The 25,854-nt window shown below is 45.4% G+C and carries 17 protein-coding genes; 9 read left to right on the top strand and 8 right to left on the bottom strand.

Annotated elements, in window-relative coordinates:
• Positions 1–62: 62 nt before the first annotated feature.
• From gadC to I2F54_RS12615, 4 genes are all read right to left on the bottom strand, one after another.
• Positions 63–1,673, bottom strand: coding sequence for a putative glutamine/gamma-aminobutyrate antiporter GadC (gene gadC / locus I2F54_RS12630; protein WP_195501390.1), 1,611 nt, complete (start codon positions 1,671–1,673; stop codon positions 63–65).
• Between the two features lie 102 nt (positions 1,674–1,775).
• Positions 1,776–2,519, bottom strand: coding sequence for a potassium channel family protein (locus tag I2F54_RS12625; protein WP_039950658.1), 744 nt, complete (start codon positions 2,517–2,519; stop codon positions 1,776–1,778).
• Between the two features lie 117 nt (positions 2,520–2,636).
• A complete protein-coding gene (gene glsA, locus I2F54_RS12620; RefSeq protein ID WP_009121710.1) occupies positions 2,637–3,602 on the bottom strand; it encodes a glutaminase A in 966 nt (321 codons plus the stop codon).
• A 52-nt stretch (positions 3,603–3,654) separates the two neighbouring features.
• A complete protein-coding gene (locus I2F54_RS12615) occupies positions 3,655–5,091 on the bottom strand; it encodes a glutamate decarboxylase (RefSeq protein ID WP_009121711.1) in 1,437 nt (478 codons plus the stop codon).
• 237 nt (positions 5,092–5,328) lie between these two features.
• Here I2F54_RS12615 and I2F54_RS12610 point away from each other — a divergent pair, with 237 nt between their 5' ends.
• On the top strand, positions 5,329–6,543 hold the full coding sequence (locus I2F54_RS12610; RefSeq protein ID WP_195501389.1) for an MFS transporter: 1,215 nt from the start codon (positions 5,329–5,331) through the stop codon (positions 6,541–6,543).
• Between the two features lie 719 nt (positions 6,544–7,262).
• Here the strand turns inward: I2F54_RS12610 and ald are convergent.
• Complete coding sequence (gene ald / locus I2F54_RS12605) at positions 7,263–8,369, bottom strand: alanine dehydrogenase (protein WP_009121713.1); 1,107 nt, start codon at positions 8,367–8,369, stop codon at positions 7,263–7,265.
• A gap of 188 nt (positions 8,370–8,557) precedes the next feature.
• Here ald and I2F54_RS12600 point away from each other — a divergent pair, with 188 nt between their 5' ends.
• From I2F54_RS12600 to I2F54_RS12590, 3 genes are all read left to right on the top strand, one after another.
• Positions 8,558–10,261, top strand: coding sequence for a M23 family metallopeptidase (locus tag I2F54_RS12600; RefSeq protein ID WP_195501388.1), 1,704 nt, complete (start codon positions 8,558–8,560; stop codon positions 10,259–10,261).
• A 51-nt stretch (positions 10,262–10,312) separates the two neighbouring features.
• Positions 10,313–11,950 (top strand): C69 family dipeptidase, encoded by a 1,638-nt coding sequence (locus I2F54_RS12595; protein ID WP_195501387.1) that lies wholly within the window; start codon positions 10,313–10,315, stop codon positions 11,948–11,950.
• An 81-nt stretch (positions 11,951–12,031) separates the two neighbouring features.
• A complete protein-coding gene (locus I2F54_RS12590) occupies positions 12,032–13,774 on the top strand; it encodes a phospho-sugar mutase (protein ID WP_195501386.1) in 1,743 nt (580 codons plus the stop codon).
• A 65-nt stretch (positions 13,775–13,839) separates the two neighbouring features.
• On the opposite strand, the gene I2F54_RS12585 is transcribed toward I2F54_RS12590, so the two are convergent.
• The 3 genes from I2F54_RS12585 to I2F54_RS12575 form a co-directional block, all read right to left on the bottom strand.
• On the bottom strand, positions 13,840–14,481 hold the full coding sequence (locus tag I2F54_RS12585; protein WP_195501385.1) for a DUF4858 domain-containing protein: 642 nt from the start codon (positions 14,479–14,481) through the stop codon (positions 13,840–13,842).
• Between the two features lie 434 nt (positions 14,482–14,915).
• On the bottom strand, positions 14,916–15,728 hold the full coding sequence (gene nudC / locus I2F54_RS12580) for an NAD(+) diphosphatase (RefSeq protein WP_229097183.1): 813 nt from the start codon (positions 15,726–15,728) through the stop codon (positions 14,916–14,918).
• Positions 15,729–15,751: 23 nt separating this feature from the next.
• Positions 15,752–16,393: an HU family DNA-binding protein gene (locus I2F54_RS12575; protein WP_195501384.1), complete on the bottom strand. Its 642-nt coding sequence runs from the start codon at positions 16,391–16,393 to the stop codon at positions 15,752–15,754.
• A gap of 358 nt (positions 16,394–16,751) precedes the next feature.
• Here I2F54_RS12575 and I2F54_RS12570 point away from each other — a divergent pair, with 358 nt between their 5' ends.
• From I2F54_RS12570 to I2F54_RS12550, 5 genes are all read left to right on the top strand, one after another.
• The gene (locus tag I2F54_RS12570; protein WP_022218491.1) at positions 16,752–17,348 is read left to right on the top strand and encodes an RNA polymerase sigma-70 factor; all 597 of its coding nucleotides are present in this window, start codon (positions 16,752–16,754) and stop codon (positions 17,346–17,348) included.
• Between the two features lie 66 nt (positions 17,349–17,414).
• Positions 17,415–18,422, top strand: a complete 1,008-nt coding sequence (locus tag I2F54_RS12565) for a FecR family protein (RefSeq protein WP_195501383.1) — start codon at positions 17,415–17,417, stop codon at positions 18,420–18,422.
• 168 nt (positions 18,423–18,590) lie between these two features.
• Positions 18,591–22,061, top strand: coding sequence for a TonB-dependent receptor (locus I2F54_RS12560; RefSeq protein ID WP_022218493.1), 3,471 nt, complete (start codon positions 18,591–18,593; stop codon positions 22,059–22,061).
• Positions 22,062–22,074: 13 nt separating this feature from the next.
• Positions 22,075–24,078 (top strand): RagB/SusD family nutrient uptake outer membrane protein, encoded by a 2,004-nt coding sequence (locus tag I2F54_RS12555; RefSeq protein WP_195501382.1) that lies wholly within the window; start codon positions 22,075–22,077, stop codon positions 24,076–24,078.
• Between the two features lie 13 nt (positions 24,079–24,091).
• Entirely contained in the window at positions 24,092–25,813 is a 1,722-nt protein-coding gene (locus I2F54_RS12550) for a DUF5123 domain-containing protein (protein ID WP_229097182.1), read from the top strand.
• Positions 25,814–25,854: the final 41 nt, after the last annotated feature.

Genomic DNA, 25,854 nt, shown 5'->3' with positions numbered 1-25,854 from the left:
CCTGTATGATGTATATCAAAAGGATTTTTCATTATAGGCAAAATTATATGGCAAGCCTGTCTTTACCCTTTAGGGGGAGTATTCGGAGCTTTACTGCCATTGCCGCCGTTTGCCGACGGAGCATTTCCCGTAGAAGCAGGTGCGACGCTCTCGCTTGCGGTCGCCGAAGCGCTTGTTCCGGCAGTCGCTGTGGCTGTTTTACCCGCAACTTGCGCGGCCGGTTGTTCTTCCCAATGGAACGGTTCGAAAGTACTGTTCGGGTCAACCCAGCCCGGCTTCTTGGAAGCATAGATGATGAACGGAGCGATTACCACGATAAGCGCGCCGATGATAAGCACGGAGAACCATACGGTATTGCTGCCGGTAGAAATCTGGCTGGGCGGGATGAAGCTCAGTACGAACGCGAGCAATGAGCCGCAGAAACCGAGACCGCCGACAAGCCACATCAGACCGTTACCGCCTTTACCGATACGGAACGGACGGTTCAGCTTTTTCATCTTATAACGCAATACGATAGCTCCGGAGAACATCAGCATATACATGATGAGGTAAAGAACCACCGTCAACTGTGAAAGAATCTGATAGAAGCTTTGCACCGAAGGCATCACCACGAACAAAAGGCTTAATATGGTTACAGCGCCGCCTTGCACGAACAGAATGTTCTTTTGTACACCCAGCTTGTTCGTTTTCTGGAAGAACGGGGGCATATAACCTGCTTTACCTACGGCAAAGATACCTTTGGACGGACCGGCGACCCATGTCAGTACACCTGCCAGCACGCCGAACGCCAGCGCAATGGCTATAATCGGTGACAACCAGGAAGCGTGGATATAACGGAAGTAGTTGTCGAAGCCTACCAGCAAACTCTGTGTAAGGCTGATATCCTTGGCCGGAATAATGACACCCAGAGCGAATGTACCCAACACGAAGATAAGCACCGTAATCAGCGCGCCGATAAACACAGCCTTCGGATAGTTCTTGGACGGATTGTTGACATCCTTCACGTGGATACCGCCCATCTCCATACCTGCATAAAAGAGGAAGATACTTGCGGCGAGCACCACATTGTCAAAGTTCGTCAGGTCCGGGAAGAAGCTGCTGTGGAAGTCCATATTGGAATGTCCGCCCGTAGCAAGGTAGATGATACCGAGTACAATCAGTAATCCGGCAGGGATAATCGTACCTACCAAACCGCCGACTTTAGCGACTTTTCCTACCCAGCTCATACCTTTCAGAGAGATGAAAGTTGCCAGCCAGTAGATAACGAGCACCACGACCAGCGTGTAATACTTGTTGTTCGCCAGCGACATGTCGTGCACGTCATTCATGCCGATAAACGCAATGGACACAGCGCCGAACGTCAGCACCGTAGGATACCAGATCGTACTTTCAATCCACTGTACCCAGATAGCGAGGAAGCCGAGCTTCTTTCCGTAGGCTTCGCCCACCCAGCGGAACACACCGCCTTGCTTGTCTTGAAACATAGCAGCCAATTCCGCAGCGACGAGTGACGTCGGGATAAGGAAAACTATGGCCGCAAATAAGTAATAGAAGGCCGAACTCATTCCGTACACGGCCTCGGCGGGCAGTCCACGCAGGGATACTACTGCCGTCACATTCATGATTGCCAGGGTAAACACGCCCAGCTTCACTGTTTGTTTAATATTTGCCATAAGTTAAGGTTTTAGATGAAAAATATATTCAAAATCAGCGTTTATAACAACCCCTGGGAACAGTTGTTCCCGGCGGGTAAGGGAAAATCTTGGTTTTAACAATTAAGGAGCGCTGTTTGCGGGCTCCTGTTTCTGTTCTATCTTTTTATAATAGTCCTGCTTTTCCTTGTTACGCCTCTCTACCAGGCTCGTTACATATACTGTGAAAATAGGGAACATCATCATGCCCAACGCCGCCAGCAGCACGGACAATACCCGTCCGGTGACGGTGACCGCTATTATGTTGGAGCCTACCGTGGTCACATCCATGAACGCCCACCACAAAGCATCGCCATAGCCCGTAACCAAAGGATTGGTTCCATGCTCCATGACGTAGAAGGCAAGGCTTGAGAAGTAGACGGTAGCCAGCAACATGGTCAGGTAGGATACGAACAGACCCGATGCGCGGTTGTACGTCAGCCAGCCCACCACGATAGCCATGGCATAGCCGCCCCGTACCAACGGGATAAAACGCAGCATATAGGTAATTTCGGGTGAGAAAGTCCAGCCCATATAGGCTATGATATTCTGATAAGGAATAGCCACCAGCAGGAAGATGAAATGCGTGGCGACATACCGTTTCTTATCTGTTGCCAGAATCCACTCCAGCACAAAGTCCGCCAGGAACAATGCGCAAATCCACAACTGTACTTCCATGTACACCGATTGCTCGTAGAAAGGGATGCCTTTGAACGTATCGATGGAGATGCTGATTACCAAAAACAGCGAAAGCAGCAGGATGATGACATGCAGGATGCCGTATATTCCTTTTTTTCGCAAAACGAATTCCGATAGAGCCATTTTCATAATGAGGTCTGTTTTGTGACGAGTTGCCACCTGCAACTCATCATTCATCATTAAATAGGTTGCCCCTCGGCGTTCGCGACGCTTTTGGAGCAACCTTGGAAAAAAGAGTATGAGAGATTATTCTGTAATCGTCACATTGTCACCGTTGAATACACCCAGACCGAGCTTGTTCATGATGAACTTGATAGCCAGTTGCGCCTTGACGGAGTTGCCGGCTTCGTCCAACGGGGGAGCGAAAGCGGAAACACCCATCACACCGGGCAGTACGGCCATTACGCCACCGCCTACACCGCTCTTGGCGGGTATGCCGGCAGTGTACATCCAGTCGCCTGAATGCTCGTAGAAGCCTACGGTGGAAATCATCGAAGTGATTTTCGGCGCGAGCCCGGCCTCAAACACGTTTTGTTTGGTGACGGGATTAACGCCGTTGTTGGCAATCGTTCCGGCTGCAATGCCCAATTGTTCGGCTGTGATACCCAGTGAGCATTGGCGGGTATAAAGGTCGAGCGCCAAATCCGGATCATCGTAGATACGGTTGTAATTCTTCAATAACCAGGCAATGGAGCGGTTATTGAAGTTCGTAGCCGTTTCCGATTTGTACAGTTCGTCGATAAGCTGCGGAGCGGAGCCGCACAGTTCTGTGATGTTCTGTACGATGGCATCCCATTTCTTGTCCGAATTGCCTGCCGGCTGTACCATGGAGCAAGCGGAAATGGCTCCGGCATTTACCAATGGCGTAGAGGGATGGTCGTTCTCCAGCAAAATAGCGATGATAGAGTTGAACGGCAGTCCTGTTGCATCGGCGCCAATCATATCCAGCACTTTCTGCGCACCGTACTGGCGCAGGATAAGTATGGCGGTATGTACCTTTGACACGGATTCTATGCCGAAACGGTAGTCCGTATCTCCGATATTGATGGTCTGTCCGTTCATCAGGCAAATGCTGAGGCCGAACAATTTGGAATCTATATTGGCAAGGTACGGAATATAATCCGCATTCTTGCCGCCTGTTTGTCCTTTCACCTCATTATAGGCTTGTTGGGCAACTTCCTTGATTTGAGAAATTGATATTTTCTTTTCCATATTTATATATACTGTGTTAAAGTGATAAGGCAGTAGAGTGATTATGACTTTATCACTTTTTGTGACGTCTGCCGCCGTGGTTGAAGATTTTGCTTTCTACCGGCAGGTTCTTGTCCTGTGCCATGCGGGTAGGAGTGGGGTAGTCCAGTTTCTCCAGTTCGGCAATGGCATTCTTGATGTCGCCCAGCAACATGTCCGCCATGTCGCGGCTGAATCCTTGACGGACCACGACGCGCATCACTACGTAATCTTCCAGTTTGGAAGGCAGCGTATAGGCCGGAACCATCCAACCGTGTTGCGAAAGTTTATCCTGCAAGTCATACAGCGTCCATTTGGCGGTCTTTGCGTATTCCGGTTTCAAATACCAGATGAACAACGGGTTCACCACCTCGTTGGAGTAGTTGACGAACGGAGCCATTTTACCGATTTCGTCATGGATATACTTGGCGATTGTGAGTGAATTGTACTGTACTTCTTTGTAACCCTGGAAGCCTAAGCGGATAAATTGGTAATACTGTCCTAAAATCTGTGCGGCGGGACGGGAGAAGTTCAAACCTACTTGGGTAATATTGGCGCCGAGGTAGTTTACGCTGAATGACATTTCTTCGGGCAGATATTCTTTGCCTTTCCAGCAAACCCAACCCAGCCCCGGATAAACCAAGCCGAACTTGTGACCGCTGACACTGATGGAAAGTACCCATTTCAAACGGAAATCCCATTTCTTTTCAGGATACAGGAACGGAAGGATAAAGCCGCCGCTTGCAGCATCTACGTGGATAGGAATGTCGTAGCCGGTCTTGGCGTTGTATGCGTCGAGCGCTTTGTCAAGGGCTTCAACGTCGTCATTCAGTCCTGTCCATGTAACACCCTGGATAGGTACGATACAGATAGTGTTCTCATCACACATTTTCAGAGCTTCTTCGGGGTCGAGCGTGGTCTTGTCGAGTGTCAGGGGCACTTCACGCATTTCAATCTGCCACAGTTGGGCGAATTTTTCCCATACCACCTGGAAACCGGTCGAGATAACGAAGTTCGGTTTGTCGAACGGTTTGCCTTGAGCCTGGCGTTTTTTGCGCCAGCGCAGCCATGCGGCCACACCACCCAGCATACATGCTTCTGAAGAACCGATGGCGAGTGCGCCGGTTTTCCAGGTTTCTTTTTCCGGAGAGTTCCACAGATTGGCGACGATGTTGATACATTTACCGTTCATTACGGCGATGCGGGGATACTCGGTTTCGTCGATGTAGTTGATGTTGATAGCTTCGTTCATCAACTTGGTTGCGTATTCGTCCATATAAGTAGTGACGAATGTAGCCAGGTTCAGACGGGGCTGGGTCTGCGCAAACGTTTCATCCTTCACCATCTGGTAGGCAATCTCCGGAGTGGTAGGCCCTTCGGGGATTTTCTCTACCGGTGAGGGTTGCAACATACGGTTCGAACCGAATACTTCGGTCTTTGCATCTCCTTTTCTGAAATTCAAATCTTCCATATAACTATAAGTTTTTAAAGGTTTAGGCGGCGGGGACCTTCCCCGTCGAATTTTCCACAACAACGACCCCCACGAAAGAAAGTTCCGCCGTTTTACATTATTTGGCGTTTATTAAAAGGGCGGGGCGGGAAATCCCGGCGCTTTTACGTCTTATTACTCTTTAATTATCACTTATCCTGTCCGAACATTCTGTTGCATCGCTTGTTTTCCTTCAACTAACCCACTCACTTTAAAATTATGAAAATTAATACCGGACAAGGAACCATTCCTCTTATTACGCTTATAGGTATCTGGTCTATTTCCGCGCTGACCTCATTGCCGGGCTTGGCTGTCTCACCTATTTTGGGAGAGCTCTCCACTATTTTTCCCCATGCCACGGAGTTGGATATACAGATGTTGGCTTCTTTACCTTCCTTACTGATTATCCCGTTTGTATTGTTGGCGGGCAAGTTGGCGGAGAAACGCGATTTTATCCGTTTGCTGCGGGTGGGGCTTTGGCTGTTTGCCGCAAGCGGGGTACTTTATTTGTTTTCTTCCAAGATGTGGCAACTGATGGCTGTCAGCGCTTTGCTCGGTATCGGGGCGGGATTGATTATTCCTCTTTCTACGGGGCTGATTTCTCGGTATTTCACGGGAGAGTATCGCGTCAAACAGTTTGGATACAGTTCCGCCATAACCAATATGACGCTGGTGGTGGCTACGGCCGTAACGGGTTATCTGGCAGAGGTACACTGGCGTTTGCCTTTTGTCGTTTATCTGTTGCCGCTGATTTCTTTGGTTCTTTCGGCCTATTTAAAAAAGAATACGGTTTCGGTCACGGTGAAGCAGGCGTCGGCTGTTATTCCTTCCATGCAGTCTGCGCCTGTGATTTCCGGTAAATATGGCATACATATACGCCATCTTATTCAGTTAATGCTGTTCTATGGGGTGGTTACATACGTAGTTCTTGCGGTTACTTTTAATTTACCTTTCTTAATGGAAGCGCACCACTTTTCAAGCGGAAATTCAGGGCTGATGATTTCTTTGTTTTTCCTTGCCATTATGGCTCCGGGGTTTATGTTGGATAATATAGTGAAGCTTTTGGGAAATAAAACAAAACTTTATAGCCTTTTGGCTGTTGCCGTCGGATTACTATTGATATGGATTTCTCCTACGGAATGGCTTATTGTGCCGGGATGTATTTTGGTCGGTTTGGGCTATGGTATCATTCAACCTCTGATTTATGACAAGACGGTCGATACTGCCATTCCTCAAAAGACAACGCTTGCCCTTGCTTTTGTAATGGTGATGAATTACCTTGCCATACTGTTATCGCCTTTCATTACCGATTTTTTCCAATGGATATTCCATACCGGTTCGCAAGAATTTCCGTTCATTTTCAATTTGTGCATAACAATATTGACTATGTATTGGGCGTATGCGAAGAAAGGAGATTTCTTGTTTGATGATTGAGGTGGTGGATAAGTGATAAGTTATAAGTTATGAGTTATGAGTTATGAGTTATGAGCGATAAGTTATAAGTTATGAGTTATGAGCGATGAGTGATGAATTATGAGTTATAAGTTATGAATTATGAGTTATAAGTTATGAATTATGAGTTATAAGTTATGAATTATAAATGATGGGTGATAAGTTATAAATTACAAGTTATGAGTGATGAATTATAATTTATAAATAATGAATTACGATTCTGCATAACAGCGCAGCCCAAGGCTGAAGGCCTTCTATCTCCAAGCCCGGGGCAACGCCCTGGGTTTAAAATGTCTTCTACATTTCTGCGCCCTGTAAGGGCAAAATATTTTATAATGCCAAAACAGAATTCAGATATAAGAGAACTTATAACTGAATCCCGTTTACATTTACACAAAATTGTGGATAGTGCCTTTGTATACAAGAATTCTGCCCTTACAGGGCGCAATGCTAATCAAATGTATATACCCGGGGTGTTACCCCGGGCTTGGAGATAGAAGGCCTTCAGCCTTGGGCTGCGCTGTTATGCAGAATCGTAATTCATTATTTATAAATTATAATTCATCACTCATAACTTGTAATTTATAACTTATCACCCATCATTTATAATTCATAACTTATAACTCATAATTCATCACTCATCGCTCATCACTCATAACTCATCGCTCATCACTCATAACTCATAACTTATCACTCATAACTTATAACTCTACCTCCTCATACCTCATTCCGAACACATCCGCCACCGCCTTATATGTCACTTTCCCTTCTACCACATTCAGTCCCAATGCCAATGCCGGATCATCTTTACAAGCCTGTTTCCAACCTTTGCAAGCTAATGCCACGGTATAAGGCAGCGTTGCATTTGTCAGCGCCATAGTAGAAGTAAACGGTACAGCGCCGGGAATATTGGCTACCGCATAGTGCACAATACCATCCACAACATACGTCGGTTCGCTGTGGGTAGTGGGATGAGACGTTTCAAAGCAGCCGCCCTGATCAATGGCGACATCCACAAGTACGGTTCCGGGTTTCATCATTTTCAGCATATCCCTTGTGATGAGATGCGGCGCTTTATCACCGGGAATAAGAACGGAGCCTATTACCAAATCTATGGTAGGCAGTTCCATTCTTATATTGTGAAGCGAGGAATAGAGTGTTTTTACGTTTTTGGGCAATACCTCGCTGAGATAGCGCAGGCGTGGCAGGTTGACATCCGTAATCATTACCTCGGCACCCATTCCCGCGGCCATTTGTGCGGCATTGGTACCGACTACGCCGCCACCTAAAATAAGTACGCGCGCGGGGCGGACACCCGGTACACCACCCATCAGCTTTCCTTTTCCGCCTTGCGGCTTTTCCAGAAAGCGGGCTCCCACCTGGGTAGCCATACGTCCTGCCACTTCGCTCATAGGAGTGAGTAATGGCAAGGAATGGTCGTCCTTCTCCACCGTTTCATAAGCGATACATACGGCACCGCTTTCAATCATGGCCTCGGTCAGTAATTTATCGGCCGCAAAGTGGAAATAGGTAAATACTACTTGTCCCTTTTTAATCAGTTTGTACTCCGGTGCAATAGGCTCCTTCACCTTGACAATCATGTCGGCTATGGCATAGACATCTTCAATGGCAGGCAGGATTCGCGCACCTACGGCGATGTAATCATCGTCAGAGAACCCGCTGTTTGCGCCGGCCGTAGCCTGCACATACACCGTATGACCTTTCTTCACCAACTCGGCTACTCCGGCAGGGGTCATTCCTACACGGTTCTCGTTGTTCTTGATTTCTTTGGGTACTCCGATAATCATAATGTCATCTGTTAATGGTTAAACATGTTGCAAGATAGCGATTTCTCTGTCTCATTGTCATTTAATATAAGGTGTTTTACAACAGAAAACGCCTGCTTATTTATAGGGTAGGACGGTAGGATTATGCTTTTTTGTTTAGGCGGAGAGAACTATTCTTTTTATATTTGCATGCATTAAAAAAATAGGATATGATTTGTAAGAATATAAAACACTCTATATTTCTCTCAGTTTTATTTTTCGTTGGCAGCATACAAGGCGGATATGCACAAGAGGCGTCCGATATGGAAACTGTGCCGGAGATGCAGACGGTGTCTTTTACTCCCCCTTTTGATTTTCCTATCGTCTTCTCCGGTAACTTCGGTGAGATACGTGCCAACCATTTTCATGGCGGATTGGACTTCAAGACCGGCGGAGCCATCGGCAAACCCGTGCGTGCTTTAGCCGACGGGCATATCTCACGCATCCGCGTAACGCACGGTTCGGGCTATGTGCTCAATGTGGATTACGATAACGGCTATTCCACTATCAACCGCCACCTCAGCGCGTTTGTAGGCGATATAGCCCGAAGGGTGAAAGCTTTGCAGTATGAAAAGGAAAGCTGGGAAGTGGAGATTACTCCCGAGCCGGGGGAATATCCGGTAAAGGCAGGGCAGGTGATAGCCCTTAGCGGCAATACGGGCTACTCTTTCGGCCCTCACCTGCATCTGGATATGATTGAGTCGGCAACGGGAGACTATGTTGACCCGCTGCCTTTCTTTATGAAAAAAGTGAAAGACAATATCGCCCCTCATGCCGAAGGTATCATCCTGTTTCCGCAACCGGGCAAAGGTGTGGTAAACGGAAAGCAGATACATCAGACTTTCCCTGCCAGCCCCGCAAAACCTATCACGGCCTGGGGACTGATAGGCGCGGGAATTCGTGCCTATGACCACATGGACGGGGTGGGCAACCGCTATGGCGTGCATACCGTTATTCTCGAAGTGGACGGTGAAGAAGTATTCCGCAGTGTGGTAGACCGCTTTGCTTACGAAGAAAACCGCTATATCAACTCATGGACGCACGGACAGTACATGAAGTCATTCATCGAACCGGGCAACCGCCTGCGTATGCTGCATGCCTCCAACGGCAATCGCGGACTGATAGAAATCAACGAAGAACGTCCTTATCGCTTTGTGTACACTTTAAGCGACGCGTTAGGCAACACCTCGAAAGTCCGTTTTACCGTACAGGGAAAGAACACCGGCATCCGTCCTGTGGAACATCGCGAAAAGTATGCTTTCAAATGGGACAAAACCAATTATCTTCAGGAACCCGGTTTGGAGCTGGTCGTACCGCGCGGAATGCTGTACGATGATGTCTGGCTGAACTATTCCGTACGTGCCGATAGCGGAGATGTGGCTTTCACTTATCAGTTGCACGATACGCGTATTCCTCTGCACGGAGCTTGCGAAATGCGTATCGGTTTGCGCCGCGACCGCCTGGAAGATAAATCGAAATATTACGTAGCAGGCGTTACAGCCCGAGGTGGAAAATATAGCGTAGGCGGCACGTATGAGGACGGCTTTATGAAAGTCCGCATCCGCGACTTGGCTGCTTATACGGTGGCTGTCGATACCGTACCGCCGGAGATTACTCCGCTCAACCCTCAGCAGTGGGGGCGTACGGGGCGTATCGTCTTTAAAGCGAAAGACAAGGAGACAGGAATACACAGTTATCGCGGAACGATAGACGGAAAATACGCCTTGTTCGGCAAGCCCAACTCCATTAGCGGCAATCTGGTTTGCGAACTCGACTCGAAGCATGTAAAGAAAGGCGGCAGGCATACCGTAGAAATGACTGTAACCGACGGTTGTGGCAATCAGACCACGAAACAGTTCCGTTTTGCATGGTAACTCTTCATTTATATCATGGCATTATCAAATAAACTATATAATAACAGAAGTATGAAAAGATTAACTCTCTCCGTCGCGTTAGTGGTGGCAGCTGTGGCAAACGCATTTGCCTGTACCAACCTCATTGTGGGTAAGAACGCCTCTACGGACGGTTCTACAATTGTTTCCTATTCTGCCGACTCCTATGGATTGTTCGGCGAGTTATATCATTATCCCGCAGGTGTGCACAAAAAGGGCACATTGATTGACGTACACGAGTGGGATACCGGCAAATACCTCGGCCGGATAGAACAGGCACGCCAGACCTACAACGTTATCGGCAATATGAACGAATTCCAGCTTACTATCGGTGAAACGACTTTCGGCGGCCGTCCCGAGTTGGTGGACACTACCGGCATCATCGATTACGGAAGCCTGATTTATCTCGGTCTGCAACGTTCCCGTACCGCCCGCGAAGCTATCAAAGTAATGACGGAACTCGTACAGGAATACGGTTATTACAGCGGCGGCGAGTCATTCACCATCGCCGACCCCAATGAAATCTGGATTATGGAGATGATAGGCAAAGGTCCCGGTGTGCGTGGAGCCGTATGGGTGGCTGTCCGCGTGCCCGATGATTGCATTTCCGCGCATGCCAACCAAAGCCGTATCCACCAGTTCGATATGAACGACAAGAACAACTGTATGTATTCTCCTGACGTCATATCCTTTGCCCGTGAGAAAGGCTATTTCGACGGAGTAAACAAAGACTTCAGCTTTGCGAATGCCTATGCGCCGCTCGACTTTGGCGCTCGTCGTTATTGCGAAGCCCGCGTGTGGAGCTATTTTAATATGTTTACCGCCCGTGGCAACGAATTCTTACCTTATATATTAGGCGATACCGACACTCCGATGCCGCTTTTCGTAAAGCCCGACCGTAAAATCTCCGTACAAGATGTAAAGAATGCCATGCGCGATCATTACGAAGGCACTCCTCTCGACATCAGCAAAGATTTCGGTGCAGGACCGTATCACACTCCCTACCGTCTTTCTCCTCTTTCTTTCAAAGTGGGCGATAAGGAGTATTTCAACGAGCGTCCCATCTCCACGCAGCAGAGCGGTTTCGTGTTTGTGGCGCAGATGCGTTCCACGCTGCCCGATGCTATCGGAGGCGTATTGTGGTTCGGTACGGACGACGCCAACATGACTGTATTCACTCCCGTATACTGTTGCACGGATAAAGTGCCCGTATGCTATTCGCGTGTAGACGGTGCGGACTATATCACTTTCTCATGGAATTCCTCTTTCTGGATTTTCAACTGGGTTTCCAATATGGTATATCCCCGTTACGACCTTATGATTGGCGATGTACGTGCCACGCAGAACGAACTCGAAACCACTTTCAACGAGGCGCAGGAAGGCATTGAATCCGCCGCCGCCAAACTTCTGGAGAAAGACCCGGCCAAAGCGAAAGCATTTTTGACAAATTATACCAATATGACGGCACAGAGCGCTTTCGACACATGGAAGCGTCTGGGTGAATTTATCATTGTGAAATATAATGACGGTGTTGTCCGTAAAATGAAAGACGGAAAGTTCGAGCGCAATGCTATCGGTCAGCCCGCAGGGGTGGTTCGTCCGGGTTATCCGAAGGAATTCTTGGAAGAATATGTAAAACAAACGGGCGACCGTTATAAAATGCCCGATTGATTAGGATATTTGAACTTATTCTTTTACATTTGTGACTTAACAAAAAAATGAAGTATTAACCTTTAATATTAAAATAGTCTTATGGAAAATCAAGAACTGATTAAACAGGTAACTGAGAAAGCTGAAAAATGGCTTACCCCGGCTTATGATGCCGAAACTCAGACTGAAGTGAAAAGAATGTTGGAAAATCCAGATAAGACCGAACTGATAGAATGTTTTTATAAAGACCTGGAATTCGGAACAGGTGGTTTGCGTGGTATCATGGGTGCGGGTAGCAACCGTATGAACATCTACACAGTAGGCGCGGCTACCCAGGGATTGGCGAACTATCTGAACAAATGCTTCAAGGACAAAGAGCAAATCTCCGTCGTAGTGGGTCACGACTGCCGTAACAACAGCCGCAAGTTCGCTGAAATCTCGGCTGATATTTTCTCGGCGAACGGTATCAAGGTTTATCTGTTCGATGACTTGCGTCCTACTCCGGAAGTTTCCTTCGCCATCCGTCACCTCGGTTGCCAAAGCGGTATCAACCTGACTGCAAGCCACAACCCGAAAGAATACAACGGCTATAAAGCCTATTGGGATGACGGTGCGCAGGTACTTGCTCCGCACGACACTGCCATTATCGATGAAGTGAACAAAGTAACTGTTGAGGACATCAAGTTCCAAGGCAACAAGGATTTGATTCAGATTATCGGCGAAGACATCGACAAGGTATATTTGGATAAAGTCCACACTCTTTCCATCGACCCGGAAGTGATTAAACGTCAGAAAGACCTCAGTATTGTTTATACGCCGCTTCATGGTGCGGGTAGAGTGCTTATTCCCGCTTCTCTGAAAGAATGGGGCTTTGAGAATGTACACTGCGTGCCCGAACAAATGGTCAAGAGCGGTGACTTCCCGACGGTAATCTCTCCGAATCCTGAAAATGCGGAAGCGCTTTCTATGGCCATCGAACTCGCCAAGAAGATTGATGCGGACATCGTAATGGCAAGCGACCCGGATGCCGACCGCGTGGGTATGGCTTGTAAGGACGATAAGGGCGAATGGGTGCTGATTAACGGTAACCAGACTTGCTTGCTCTTCTTGTACTATATCATCAAGAACCGTATCGCGACGGGCAAGATGCAGCCTACGGACTTCATCGTGAAGACCATTGTGACTACTGAGCTTATCAAGGCTGTTGCCGATAAGAATAAGATTGAAATGCTCGATTGCTATACCGGCTTCAAGTGGATTGCCCGTGAAATCCGCCTGCGCGAAGGCAAGCAGCAATACATCGGCGGCGGCGAAGAAAGCTACGGTTTCCTTGCCGAAGATTTCGTTCGCGATAAAGACGCCGTTTCCGCCTGTTCACTGTTGGCTGAAATCTGCGCTTGGGCTAAAGACCAGGGTAAGACGTTGTATGACATCCTGATGGATATCTATGTAGAGTACGGTTTCTCTAAGGAAACTACCGTGAATGTAGTGAAGCCGGGTAAGAGCGGTGCAGATGAAATCAAGGCTATGATGGATAACTTCCGCGCCAACCCGCCGAAAGAAATCGGTGGTTCTGCCGTTTCCTTGATTAAGGACTACAAAACTCTGAAAGCTACCGATGCCAAGGGCAATGTAACCGACTTGGATATGCCCGAGACATCCAACGTTCTCCAGTACTTTACAGAAGACGGCACGAAGATTTCCGTTCGTCCTTCGGGTACGGAGCCTAAGATTAAGTTCTACATTGAAGTGAAAGGTGAAATGGGTTGCTCCAAGTGCTACGGCAATGCAAACGCCGAGGCTGAAAAGAAAGTGGAAGCAGTACGCAAATCACTCGGTATCTAAGACGATTTGACTCTTGATATGGAAAGGTGCAAGCGGCAGTAAGCCGTCTGCACCTTTTTTCATATCTAAAAAGATATTCCCACACTTGTTTCCCACACCCATTCCCAGCGTCTGTGGATTATATTGAATTGGTGTCTGACACCTGTTTTTACCTGTACCTGCCTGTTGATGTCATACGAGAATCCGCTTCCAAGATACAGCGGGCTTACTGTTCCCGGCAATATGGCGGATTTACCGCTGCTGCGGTTATAGCCTGCGTAAACATGATAGCCGAGCTTTTGAGTGACGTCAAATTTGAAATCTGTCTTTTGCTGTAAAAGTACCTTTGCTCTTTTGCCATATTCCGTAGTGGCTGAGATACTGAATCGCTGAGTGTTCAGTATATATTTATTCCGTCGTTGGGTGTTGTAATATATGCGTGTATTGTCCAGTCGGAATCCGGGTATCGCGTATATCTGCCGGAGATTTTCCGGCTTGGGTAAAAGTTCCTCAACGGGTAAAATGGGAATACTGTGTATCTGTGCAGGTGTGGAAAATAACAGGTCGATTTCTTGTTTGACAGTAGGATTAATGGATATATCCGTTGTTCCGTCCAGTATCTCTTTCAGTTTAATAGAGTCTTGTTTCGTCCATGTAGTCTGTCCTTGCACCGGAAAGGAAAAACCGGCAGATAATACTGCCAACAATATATATTCCTTTTTAATCATTTCTGTTCATTGTTGAGTCTTGGTTGTAGGTTAGACGCAACACGCCACAGAATGCTGTAAGAAACGGCTGTAAAAAAGGTTAAGAGGGAGCAGGGCAAAATCTTGCTTGCTGTTTGCTTTTTAGGTACGGATTACAAGGATTGCGCGGATAAATTTAGAGAGCACCGTGAAATCCGAGTAATCTGTGCTTAAAAGAAATCATCATGCGTATTTTGAAGTACCTCAATTAAGTTTCTTTTATATTCTTTATGCCGATTATCTAATCATTCTCCGTTAAATGCTGTTCTTATATGCGACAGAGGTCAACAGTTAACAGATGTACTTACAGATTGCGGTTGCACGCCGATTGGTTGATGTGAATGAGAGTCGTTTCATTCGTAGTTGTTCGTTTGTGAGCGCGTGTTTTCCGCAATCTGTTTTTTATGCCCTTTCCTTTAATTATTTTCCAGCCACCAGTCAATCAGCTTTCGTGCAATACTTAGCTTACGTGGAATTTCCGGCAGATTGTCTTTGGAATAGAATGCGCCGGAACTGAGCTCATCGGCTTGCAGCTTGATTTCTCCGCTTTCGTAGTCGGCAATGAAGCCTACCATTAACCCGCTGGGATAGGGCCATGGCTGACTGCCGAAATAAGTGATGTTCTTCACCTTCAGTCCCGTTTCTTCCATAACTTCCCGCTCTACGCATTGTTCCAGTGTTTCGCCCGTTTCCAGAAATCCGGCTACCAGCCCATGGAAAGTACCGCGAAAGTTGCGTGCATGCACCAGCAATATTTCTTTGTCTTTCCGTATCAGCACGATGATAGCCGTAGAAACGGGTGGATACATCTCATTTCCGCATTCCGGGCATTTCTTCATGATAGGAGTGTGTTGTTCCATAGGAGTGCCGCATACGGGACAGAAGCGGCTGTGCTCGTCCCAATAGAGTATCTGGAATGATTTTCCCGCTGCCTGGTAATCCGCCAATGGCAGATAGTCGTAAGAAGCGCGTAAACCTGTCATTACCCATTCTTCGGTTTCGGGTACAGGTTGTTCGAGGGCGAAGGTTTTTACCTTATGTCCGTCCGTCAGAGTTACCTCGTGTATCGTACATCCCGCTGCGGGTGTTACAGGCGGATTTATTCCATGGGGTATACCGTATTTGCTTTCTCCGTTTGTTGTGTATTCTTTCTTTAACAGCAGTTGGTCTTTGAAAAAGACGAACCACTGCATGGAATTTTCCGGTTCTGTTGTTTTTGCGATTTCCATATTCTGATTTCTATCGAGATTTGTTATTTTTTTATTTCTTCATTGTATTTTTCGCCTGCAACATAGACGGCAGACCTTCCCGAACCTCTACGTCGCAGAATACCTTGTTGAATAAGGTTATTCAGTTCGTTCATGGCGGCGTATGGCGTAAGCTTGGTTATTTGGACGTACTCCCGGCGGGTGATGCAAATATTGGCTTTTAAGAATACAGCCAATGCGGCTTTGCGCTCTTCTATGCTGGACGTAATTGCAGCGGCTTTACGTGAGGGAGAGTGTATGCGCTCCAGTGTCATTTTGTGTATAATCCTCTTACGGAATGTACTGCTGATACGTAGATGCACATTTTGAAACACAACGGATTCCGCCCTTATTTTTTGCTGGTTATCGTCTGTTTTCCGAAGGCATTTTAGCGAAGTACTGAGAAATCCGAGTTCACCCAGTTCCACGATATTTCCGTCAGCAAGTAAATCGCAGAGATCATCAATAAGAACTCCTAATGAGGCTCCCAATACATTTTTAGGCAGATGTTGGTATTTTGAAGCATGTTCTATAAATTCTTCTTTGGTATAAGTCCTTTTAGGATAGATACGTGCGTGAAGAATTTTTTTGTTCTCTTTCTTTTGTCCCGGTGAGGGTGTTTCGTAAAAATCGTAGTAGGCACTCATTATATAAGTATTGCAGTTAGTTTTTTGCTATTCGATGAATAAATTCTGCTCTCTCTACAAACTATTTTTCAGCTTGCATAAATTTATTCATTCGACAACTATCTAATAATCATTCGACAATTGTCTAATAATTATTTGATATCTATCGGATGATTATTAGACAGTTGTCGAATGAATAGATTTCAGGTAACAAAGATATAAATTATTAAGATGTAAAGGCAGATTTATTGCAATAGAAATATAAGTTATTGTGTGCGGCGGCGCATAATTGAGCGCCTCTTTTTCTGAAAAATCTTCTTAATGATTGTGTAGTTACCTAAGTTTGACTACTTTTGCTCTTCTATAAATGGAGGCGGCTATGAAAGATACATTAATCATTGAACATTTACGCAGAGGGGATGAGGAGGCATTTAAATACATCTATGAGCGTCATTATGTCCTGCTTTGTCGCTTCGCCAATCAGATATTGAATGATGCGGCTCTTTCGGAAGAAGTGGTGGACGACGCTATATTTTATTTATGGGAGCATCGCCGGGAGATAGAAATCACGTATTCTGTACGTGCTTATCTGATGCGTGCTGTACGTAACCGTTGCCTGAATGAATTGCAATCCTTGAGCCATCGCGAAGAACTGCATTTTTCATCTTTTATGCTGCCGGAAAATATGGAATTCCTCGATTCTGTTTTTGTGGAAGAGAATCAGCCCTTAGGTGTATTGCTCGAACAAGAACTGGAAGATGAATTGACCCGCAGCATAGAAGAACTGCCTGTGGAATGTCGCACCGTATTTAAAAAAAGTCGTTTTGAACAAAAAAAGTACGAAGAGATTGCTTTAGAGTTAGGAATCTCCATTAATACGGTTAAGTATCATATAAAGAATGCTTTAGCTCTTCTTCAAAAGCGTTTGGATAACTATTTGCATTTATTGATTATTTATATTTTTATGGATATTTGAAAAAATATATATTTTCGACTACCCTCATTCTTGATTTTTTTGTCTTATATATAAAGCAACAGAATTATGCAGCTGGAAGAACATACTGATATAGATTTATTGATAACTCGATATCTTTCGGGAAAACTGGATAAAGAATCCTTTGCCGAACTGAAACGTTGGAGTTTGGAGTCTGAGTCTAATCGGAAATATGTACGGAATAAGTTAGAGGTATGGTTTTCCTCGGGGGCTGCCGATACTGTTGTACGGTTTGATAAAGACAAGGCATTCTCTTTATTCAGACAACGGGTTGCCGGGGCGGAGAAGAAACAAAAACAGATGCTCCGTTTCTCATGGAAAACCTTTATGCGGGTAGCTGCCGTTGTGCTGATTCTGATGATTCCATTTGTTACTTATTGGCAGGGAAAGCAGGCTGTGAAGCAAAACTTTGCGGATATGGTTGTAGAGGCGCCTATGGGAGCGCATACTAAACTCTATTTACCGGATGGTACATTGGTATGGCTGAACGCAGGATCGAAAATAATATATTCGCAGGGTTTTGGAGTGGATGACCGCCGGTTGCGTTTGGAAGGAGAGGGGTATTTTGAGGTAATGAAGAACGAGGAAGTACCTTTTGAAATCGACACGAAAGAACTGAATCTGAGAGTGCTGGGAACGAAATTCAATTTCAGAAACTATCCGGATGATGAAGAAGTGACGGTGAATCTGATGGAAGGAAAGGTGGCTCTTAGGAACGGCATCAGGGAAATGCCTGAACTTTATCTGACGCCGGACGAAAAAATGGTTCTCAACAAGGTGACCGGTCAAATGGTAAAAAGCAGCACAAGGGCGGCCAAAGCTAATGTCTGGATTAACGACGAGCTTTTCTTTGATGAGGAGCTGCTGGAAGATATAGCTAAGAAACTGATGCGCAGCTATAATGTTAAGGTGGAAGTTGCCGATTCTTTACGCAATAAACGTTTCTATGGAAGTTTCGGTATCTCGGCCAATACGATTGATAAGATTCTGGATGTGATGGCTTCGACCCAGCAGATGAATTATAAATACGAAAACGGTGTATATATACTATATTAATGTTGAACTTAAAAAATAAAATATGAGAAACATGAATTGCATGAGATTTACTTTTTCCGGCTGACACTGGTATTTTGCTTCCCGGATATAATGTTCCGGGAGTCAGCTTTATTTGGTAATTTTTACCAAACCTTATTTCTATTCATTAATTAAAAATTCAAAAAGTTTATGGGAAACTTCAGTAAGGCTGTTTTAATAGCCTCAGTAGCTCTTTGTCTTCACCTTTCTGCTTTTTCACAAGATATATCACTGAAAGCTAAGCAAATAACGGTGAAAGAAGCGATAGAACTATTGAAAGAAAAATCCGGTTACTCATTTGTGTTTTCATCTGCGGATGTAAATACGAATAAGCGAATTTCAATATCTACGGATAAAGCGACGATTGATGATGTCGTTAAGCAAATTCTTCAGGGACAAAACAATCTGACTTACGAAATTCAGAATAAACGAATAATAGTAAAGAAGATACAACCGGAAGGAAAAACAAAGAGTAAGCGAGTTAAAGCCATCGGTAAGGTTGTGGATGATGCAGGGGAGCCTATCATCGGTGCGACTGTCAGAGAGCAGGGAACAACCAACGGAGCGGTTACCGGTATTGACGGCAGCTTTTCGCTGGACGTTACGGATAATGCCAATTTGGAAATATCTTACATCGGCTATGAGACACGCAAAGTAAAAGCCCAGCAAGGTAAAAAACTGGATATAACTTTACGTGAGGATGCGAATGTGCTGGATGAAATTGTGGTATTGGGATATGGCAATATACGCCGTAGCGATGTGACGGGTTCCATTGCATCTGTTTCATCCGAGTCTATATCCAAGGTGGCTTCGGCTTCCGTGGCCGATGCTTTGGCCGGAAAAATGGCCGGTGTACAGATTACCACTACAGACGGTGCGTTGGACGCTGAAATCAGCGTTCGCGTGCGTGGCGGTGGTTCCATTACCCAGGATAATTCGCCGTTGTTTTTGGTGGATGGTTTTCCGGTAGATGATTTGAGCGGTATTCCGCCGACGGATATTGAATCCATTGATGTATTGAAAGAAGCGTCAATGACAGCTATTTACGGAGCGAGAGGTGCGAACGGTGTTGTTATCGTGACTACCAAGAATCCTAAAATGGGTAAAACAACGGTGCAGTTTAACAGCTATCTGCAGATGCGTACGCTGGCACGCAAAATACCGGTGATGAACAACTATGAGTTTGTAATGGCCGAATATGAATATCAGATGATCCGTAAAGGTTCGGATGAGGGCTTTATCAAAAACTTCGGCTATTATGACGATATCGATTTGTACAAATACACGAACACTACTGACTGGCAGGATGAAATTTTGGGCGGTAATCCTCTTTCACAGTATTATAATATAACCGTTAACGGCGGTAATGAAAAAACTAAATTCAATTTAAGTTATACCCGTAATAAAGATGAGGGACAGTTGATTGGTTCGGGACTGACACGTAATAACATCAACCTGAAATTGAATCATCAGTTGTTCAAGAATCTGAAACTGGAAACAAATGCAACGTATCGCACACGCACCATTGACGGTGCCGGAACTTCGGGAACAAATATCGTTACCGCACTTCGTTTCCGCCCTACCAACGGATTGTCGGCGGGAGTTGCCGTTGACCCCGATGATGACGAGGAAAACCTGGATGAAGACGGAAACTCTCTGAATCAGAAATATACTCCGGTAGAAGAGAATAAGCAGAATTACAGAAAACGGGACGAACAGGCTATCAGCCTGAAAGCTGCCTTGGTGTGGGATGTGATAAAAGGGCTACAATTTCGTTCCGAGTATGGAATCAGTACGACTCATGCAAATGACAATCAGTTTTACGGTCCGTTGTCCAGTACGGCTTCTGCTGCGGGTATGAACAATATGCCTTCGGCTAAGCGTACCAAAACCCATAAGGAATCATATCGTCTGGCAAATACGCTGACCTATCGTAACTCGTTTAATAAGTCTCACAATGTCAATATAATGCTGGGACAGGAAATTAACCATGCGCAGAACGATAATACGTTTATGAGCGCGAAGCTCTTTCCTGTTTCAGTAACGGCAGAGGCGGCTTTGGAGAATTTTGCTTTGGGAACTCCCAATCAGAGCACCAGTTACAGAAGCGCTCCCGACAGAACATCCTCTTTCTTCGGACGTGCATTGTATGATTACAAAAATCGTTATTATGCCACTCTGACGGTTCGTGCCGATGGGTCTACCAAGTTTGCTCCCGGTAAGCAGTGGGGATATTTTCCGGCAGGTTCTATCGCCTGGAGAATTTCCAATGAAAAGTGGATGAAGCCTATAAGATTCATTTCCGACTTGAAGTTGAGAGCCAGCTACGGTCTGGCAGGTAATAACCGTATCGGTAATGATTTGTGGCATAATATCTATCGCGTATACAGCGGAACGAGCGCTCCCGCTTTCGGCAATGAAGAGTATAATTATTATCAGTTTGCCGACCAGACCTATCTTTATGACCCTGACTTGAAATGGGAAACAACCATAACCCGTAATATCGGTTTGGATTTCGGATTCTTTAGAAATCGTTTGAGCGGTACGGTTGATGTATATTGGAATACTACCAAGGACTTGTTGGTTCCTTCCATCATTCCCAATTCATCGGGTTACTCCCGTCAGATGACAAATGTGGGACAGACCTCAAATAAAGGAGTTGAAATTTCTTTGGACGCAAAAATCGTTCAGACAAAGAATTTCCAGTTATCGGCGAATTTCAACGTCGCGTTCAATAAGAATAAGGTGGACAAACTGGCTACCGGTGAGACCGAATGGAAAACCAAAGCCTCATTGTCCAACTGGTATGGAACGTATAACTATAAGATGGAAGTAGGCAAAAGCATGGGATTGATTTACGGATTCGTCAATGACGGGTTCTATAAGGTAGATGATTTTGATTTCGACGCGACGACTAAAAAATGGACTTTGAAGCCGGGCGTGCCCGACAATTCATCATTCAGTTCCGGTAACTTCGCCTTTAAGCCGGGTGCCATGAAATTCAAGAAACTGTCCGATTCCGAATCGAACCTGATAACGGAAGATGATATGACGGTGATAGGTGATACAAATCCTAAAGTGACCGGCGGTTTCGGTCTTTCCGGTAACTGGAAAAATCTGGACTTTACGGCATTCTTCAATTACATGTGTGATTTTGATGTGCTCAATGTGAATAAACTCTACCTGCACTCGGCTGTCCGTCGTAATTATTCCAACTTATCTACGGATATGAATCTTGCCAATCGTTTCCGTTATGTGGATGACGCCGGGGTAAATGTTTCCAGTGACCCTGTCGCCTTGGCTGCATTGAATGAGAATGCCAAAACTTACTCTTGGATGTCCGTAACTCAGGGTATAACAATGACCGATTTGGTTGAAGACGGTTCTTTCCTTCGTTTGAGTACTTTGACGGTCGGTTATACGCTTCCTAAACATTGGTTGCAATCTTTGGGAGTTAAAAGCTTGCGCTTGTATTTCTCCGGAAGTAACTTGTTTACGATAACGGGATATAGCGGTTACGATCCGGAAGTGAATATCCAAAAAGGTTTGACGCCGGGTATTGATAACAATGTAACTCCGCGTAGCCGTGTTTATACAGTCGGTGTTAATTTGAATTTTTAAAATTATATAGAGTATGAGAAAAAAATATATATCGGTAATTGCGAGCATATTACTGTTTGCTTCCTGTTCAGATTATCTGGATGTAAACTCTCCGTCTACGTTTGATAAGAATTATGTATTTGGCAGCGAATCCGAAATCGCTACTGCTGTCAATGGCATGTATGTGCCTATGGTCAGCGGTAAGGGTTGGGTAGGGGTCTTGCTTAAGAAGATGCTGTTTAATACGGATGTGGAGTTTAGCGGACTGTCCACCGCATCCAACCTCAATGAGCGTGCGTATGTGCCGAGTACGGGTGATATAAAGTCGTATGGTGATATTTGGACGGGTATGTATGACGGGGTGAACCGTACGAATGACGTTATAGAGGGTATCGAACAGAGTCCGTTGTTTGCCGCCGCCGATAAGACTAAACCGTCTCGTTTGATGCATTACTATGGAGAAGCGAAAGTTTTGCGCGCCATGTATTATCTGGAACTTGTCAGAAACTGGGGTGATGTGCCGTACAGAAGAACATCTGCCGGAAATAAGGATGAATTGTTTATTGGGGCGACAGACCGCAATACGATATTGACAGATATGATAAATGATTTGATAGAAGTAGAACCTTTGATGTTGTATGCGGAAGAATCCGACAGAGGAGTGGAAGCTGCTTCAAGAGAATTCTGCCAGGCACTGATAGCACGTATTGCTTTGCAAAGAGGTGGCTGGAGCCTCCGACCGGATTATGATAATCCTGCGGCTGTGGGTGCAATGGAACGGAGTGATGATTGGAAGGAGTATTATAAAATAGCCGAGGAATATGCCGGAAAGGTTATCTCCGAGGGTAAACACTCTTTGGCCCGCTCTTTCCGCCAGGTTTGGGTAGATGAATGTAATTGGATAGTACCGGTTGCCGATGATAATATTTTTGATGTACCGGCTAAGGTGGGCGGTTCAGGAGAATTGGCTTATTCTTGGGGAACATATATCGTATCGTCAAAGAATTCGGAAGGCGTGAACGCTTCCAATGCTCCTCACGGATATTCGTCCGGCGGTGCCAGATTAGCGCTTACGTATATGTTATCTTTTGATAAGGCGGATTTACGTAGGGATATTACCTGCGAAATGTTCCGTTATGAAAATTCGGGGATGAGTTCTATTATTCAGAAGCCTTTTTCCGAGCTTAATGTTGGCTGCGGCAAGTGGAACCGTTTGTTTATGGAATCTCCGCTGGGCAGCACATCCAATAAGGGTACGGGGATTAACTATACGTATATGCGTTATGCCGATGTGCTGTTGATGTATGCGGAAGCTGCCAATGAAAACCATGACGGGCCGACGGCGGGCGCCAAGGATGCTTTGAAGCAGGTACGTAAGAGAGCCTTTGCGCAGGAAGACCATGCGGAAAAGGTGGAAGCCTATGTAGATGCTTTGGGGACAAAAGAAGATTTCTTCAACGCTATTGTTCAGGAACGTGCGTGGGAGTTTGGCGGAGAAAAGCATAGACGCTATGATTTGGCGCGCTGGAACTTGTATGGCAAAACATTATATAACTTGTATTTCGATTGGATTGAATTAGGTAAGGTTGCCCGCACTAAGCAGTATGAAAATACGACAACTCCTTTTGAAGACCCTACTTATAATGCGCGTTTTGATTCTTATCCGGCCGTAGCCTATTATAAGATGGTACCGGCTGATAAAACGCTGTTCCCGGTATGTGTAGCCGAAACAATGGATTGGTATAAGGAAGGTGATGTCAATTCTTATGACGAGGCGCTACCTGCATATCCTTCTAAGAATCCTACCGGTTACTCGCGCGTAGATATGTGCGTTCAATATTGTACGCAAGTCAAAAACGCCAGCCCTCGCCAGTGGGAACCGTCTGCCCGTATTCTGCATTCGTTCTATGGATATATCAACGCTTCGAATGCCGGGTCTGTAAATCCCGAGACAGATCCTGTACGCTATTTGGTTCCTATACCGCCGGACGCATTGTCGAGCCATCAGGGATTATTGAAAAATTATTATGGATATTAAAACTAACAGTAGGATGAAAACAAGATATATAGTACCGCTTTTACTTTTTTGTCTGTTTGCTTGCATGGCGTGTGAAGACGATAAGACGGAAATGCCCCGTTTATTCAGACCTTCTTTTATAGCTTCTTCCTGTTTTGCAGAGGATAATACCATAACCTTGACCTGGAGAACATCCGGTGAAGCGACTTCATATACGGTAGAGCTTTCACAGGATGCCACGTTTCAGTCGGAAAAGTTGGAAACGCAGACAGTGGAGTATGGTAAGTGTACGTTTACGAATTTACGTTATGAGACTAAGTTTTATGCTCGTGTCAGAGCCAATAACGAATCTCTTGCCATCACATCGAATTGGACGGAAATGGGTTCTTCCATTTCAACTTTGTCCCGTACCATTCCTAAAATTTTATATGCCGTGGAAGGTTCGCGGATTAGTGAGACTTCTGTAGAAATCAAATGGGTGGTATCAGAGAAAAATCCGGTTGACGGATTGGCGATATGGGAAGAAGGAACCACAGAGGAAAGACAAATCAGTTTGGAAAATGCTTCCGCCGGACAATATACAATTACAGGATTAACCCCTCGTACCACGTACTATGTGGCTTTAACAAATAGCGCTGCACCGGAAGGAGCGGAGAAATACAATCAACAAAGGTTTACCACTGCGGGAATGCCTGCTGATGCGGTTGTGGTAGAAGATGGTGTCGATTTGATGGGTAAGATAAAGGCCGGTATGACAGATGCAAGTAAGCAAGCCCTTGTATTCCAATTGAAGAATGGAGTTGATTACTACCTGACGGAAGGCGGGGAAGTAGCTGCGAAAACCGGCGATATTAAATTGACCAAGAGCATTGCTCTTCTTGCCAATCCGGGAGAACGTCCTACCTTGTATATTCGTGAGGGATGCTTCAATGTAAAACCGGAAAGTGGCAATATGCCTGATATTGAATATTTTGTTGTTGATAATGTGAATATTAAGGAAACCTGGACTGACAGCAAACCCAGTAAGGGTAGTAAGACACGTTTACTGAATATTGGGAAGCATGATGCCGGCACTGATTTTACAATAGACAGATTTGAAATTACAAACTCGGATATAGTTTTACCGTCTGCTGTCCTAATGATGAGCGACGCCAGTGAAGGGGTAACTACAATCAACCATATCCGTATAGATAATTGTTTGGTTTCAGGTATTAATGATACAAAAAATGTAACAAAGCAATTCGGTTTTATTCATGCTATAAATAAAGGCTCTAATGTATGGAATGATGTCTCGGTCACTAATTCCACATTCTATGAGTTTTATATTTCACCCGGTGTGTTTGGAGCGCCTACTGCCAATCTTCCTATTGCCGCAGGTAACAAGGTTGTTATTTCTAATTGTACTTTCTACAACTGGGGCTCGAATAAGGATGGTAGTAAAAACACTTATAGGGCTGTTGGAAATTTCTCCAAACTGACTGCTCCGCTGAATTTGTCGGTAAATAATTGTGTCTTTGGCAGCAGTGAAAGTAAAGTGCTCGATGCAGGCGGTATCAATTTAGATTCGAAAGGTAATTATTGCACATCGGATTTTGAAAAGATGTCTGATGCCGGTTTGACACTTATCTCATTGGATACGGATGATGCTTCATTATTCCGTAATATCGAGGAGAATGACTTTACTGTGATTGATGCGGAATCCGTTATATATAAGTCGGAATATGGCGATCCTCGTTGGATTACAGTATTGGATTGATTATCTGCAAATTTAATAAAAAGCTAAAAACTCTAATTAAT

The sequence above is a fragment of the Bacteroides clarus genome, assembly GCF_015555825.1.
In the GTDB taxonomy this organism is placed as follows: Bacteria; Bacteroidota; Bacteroidia; order Bacteroidales; family Bacteroidaceae; genus Bacteroides; species Bacteroides clarus.
The sequence above is the reverse complement of the archived record's forward strand: the minus strand, read 5'-3'. Positions and strand labels throughout refer to the sequence as shown.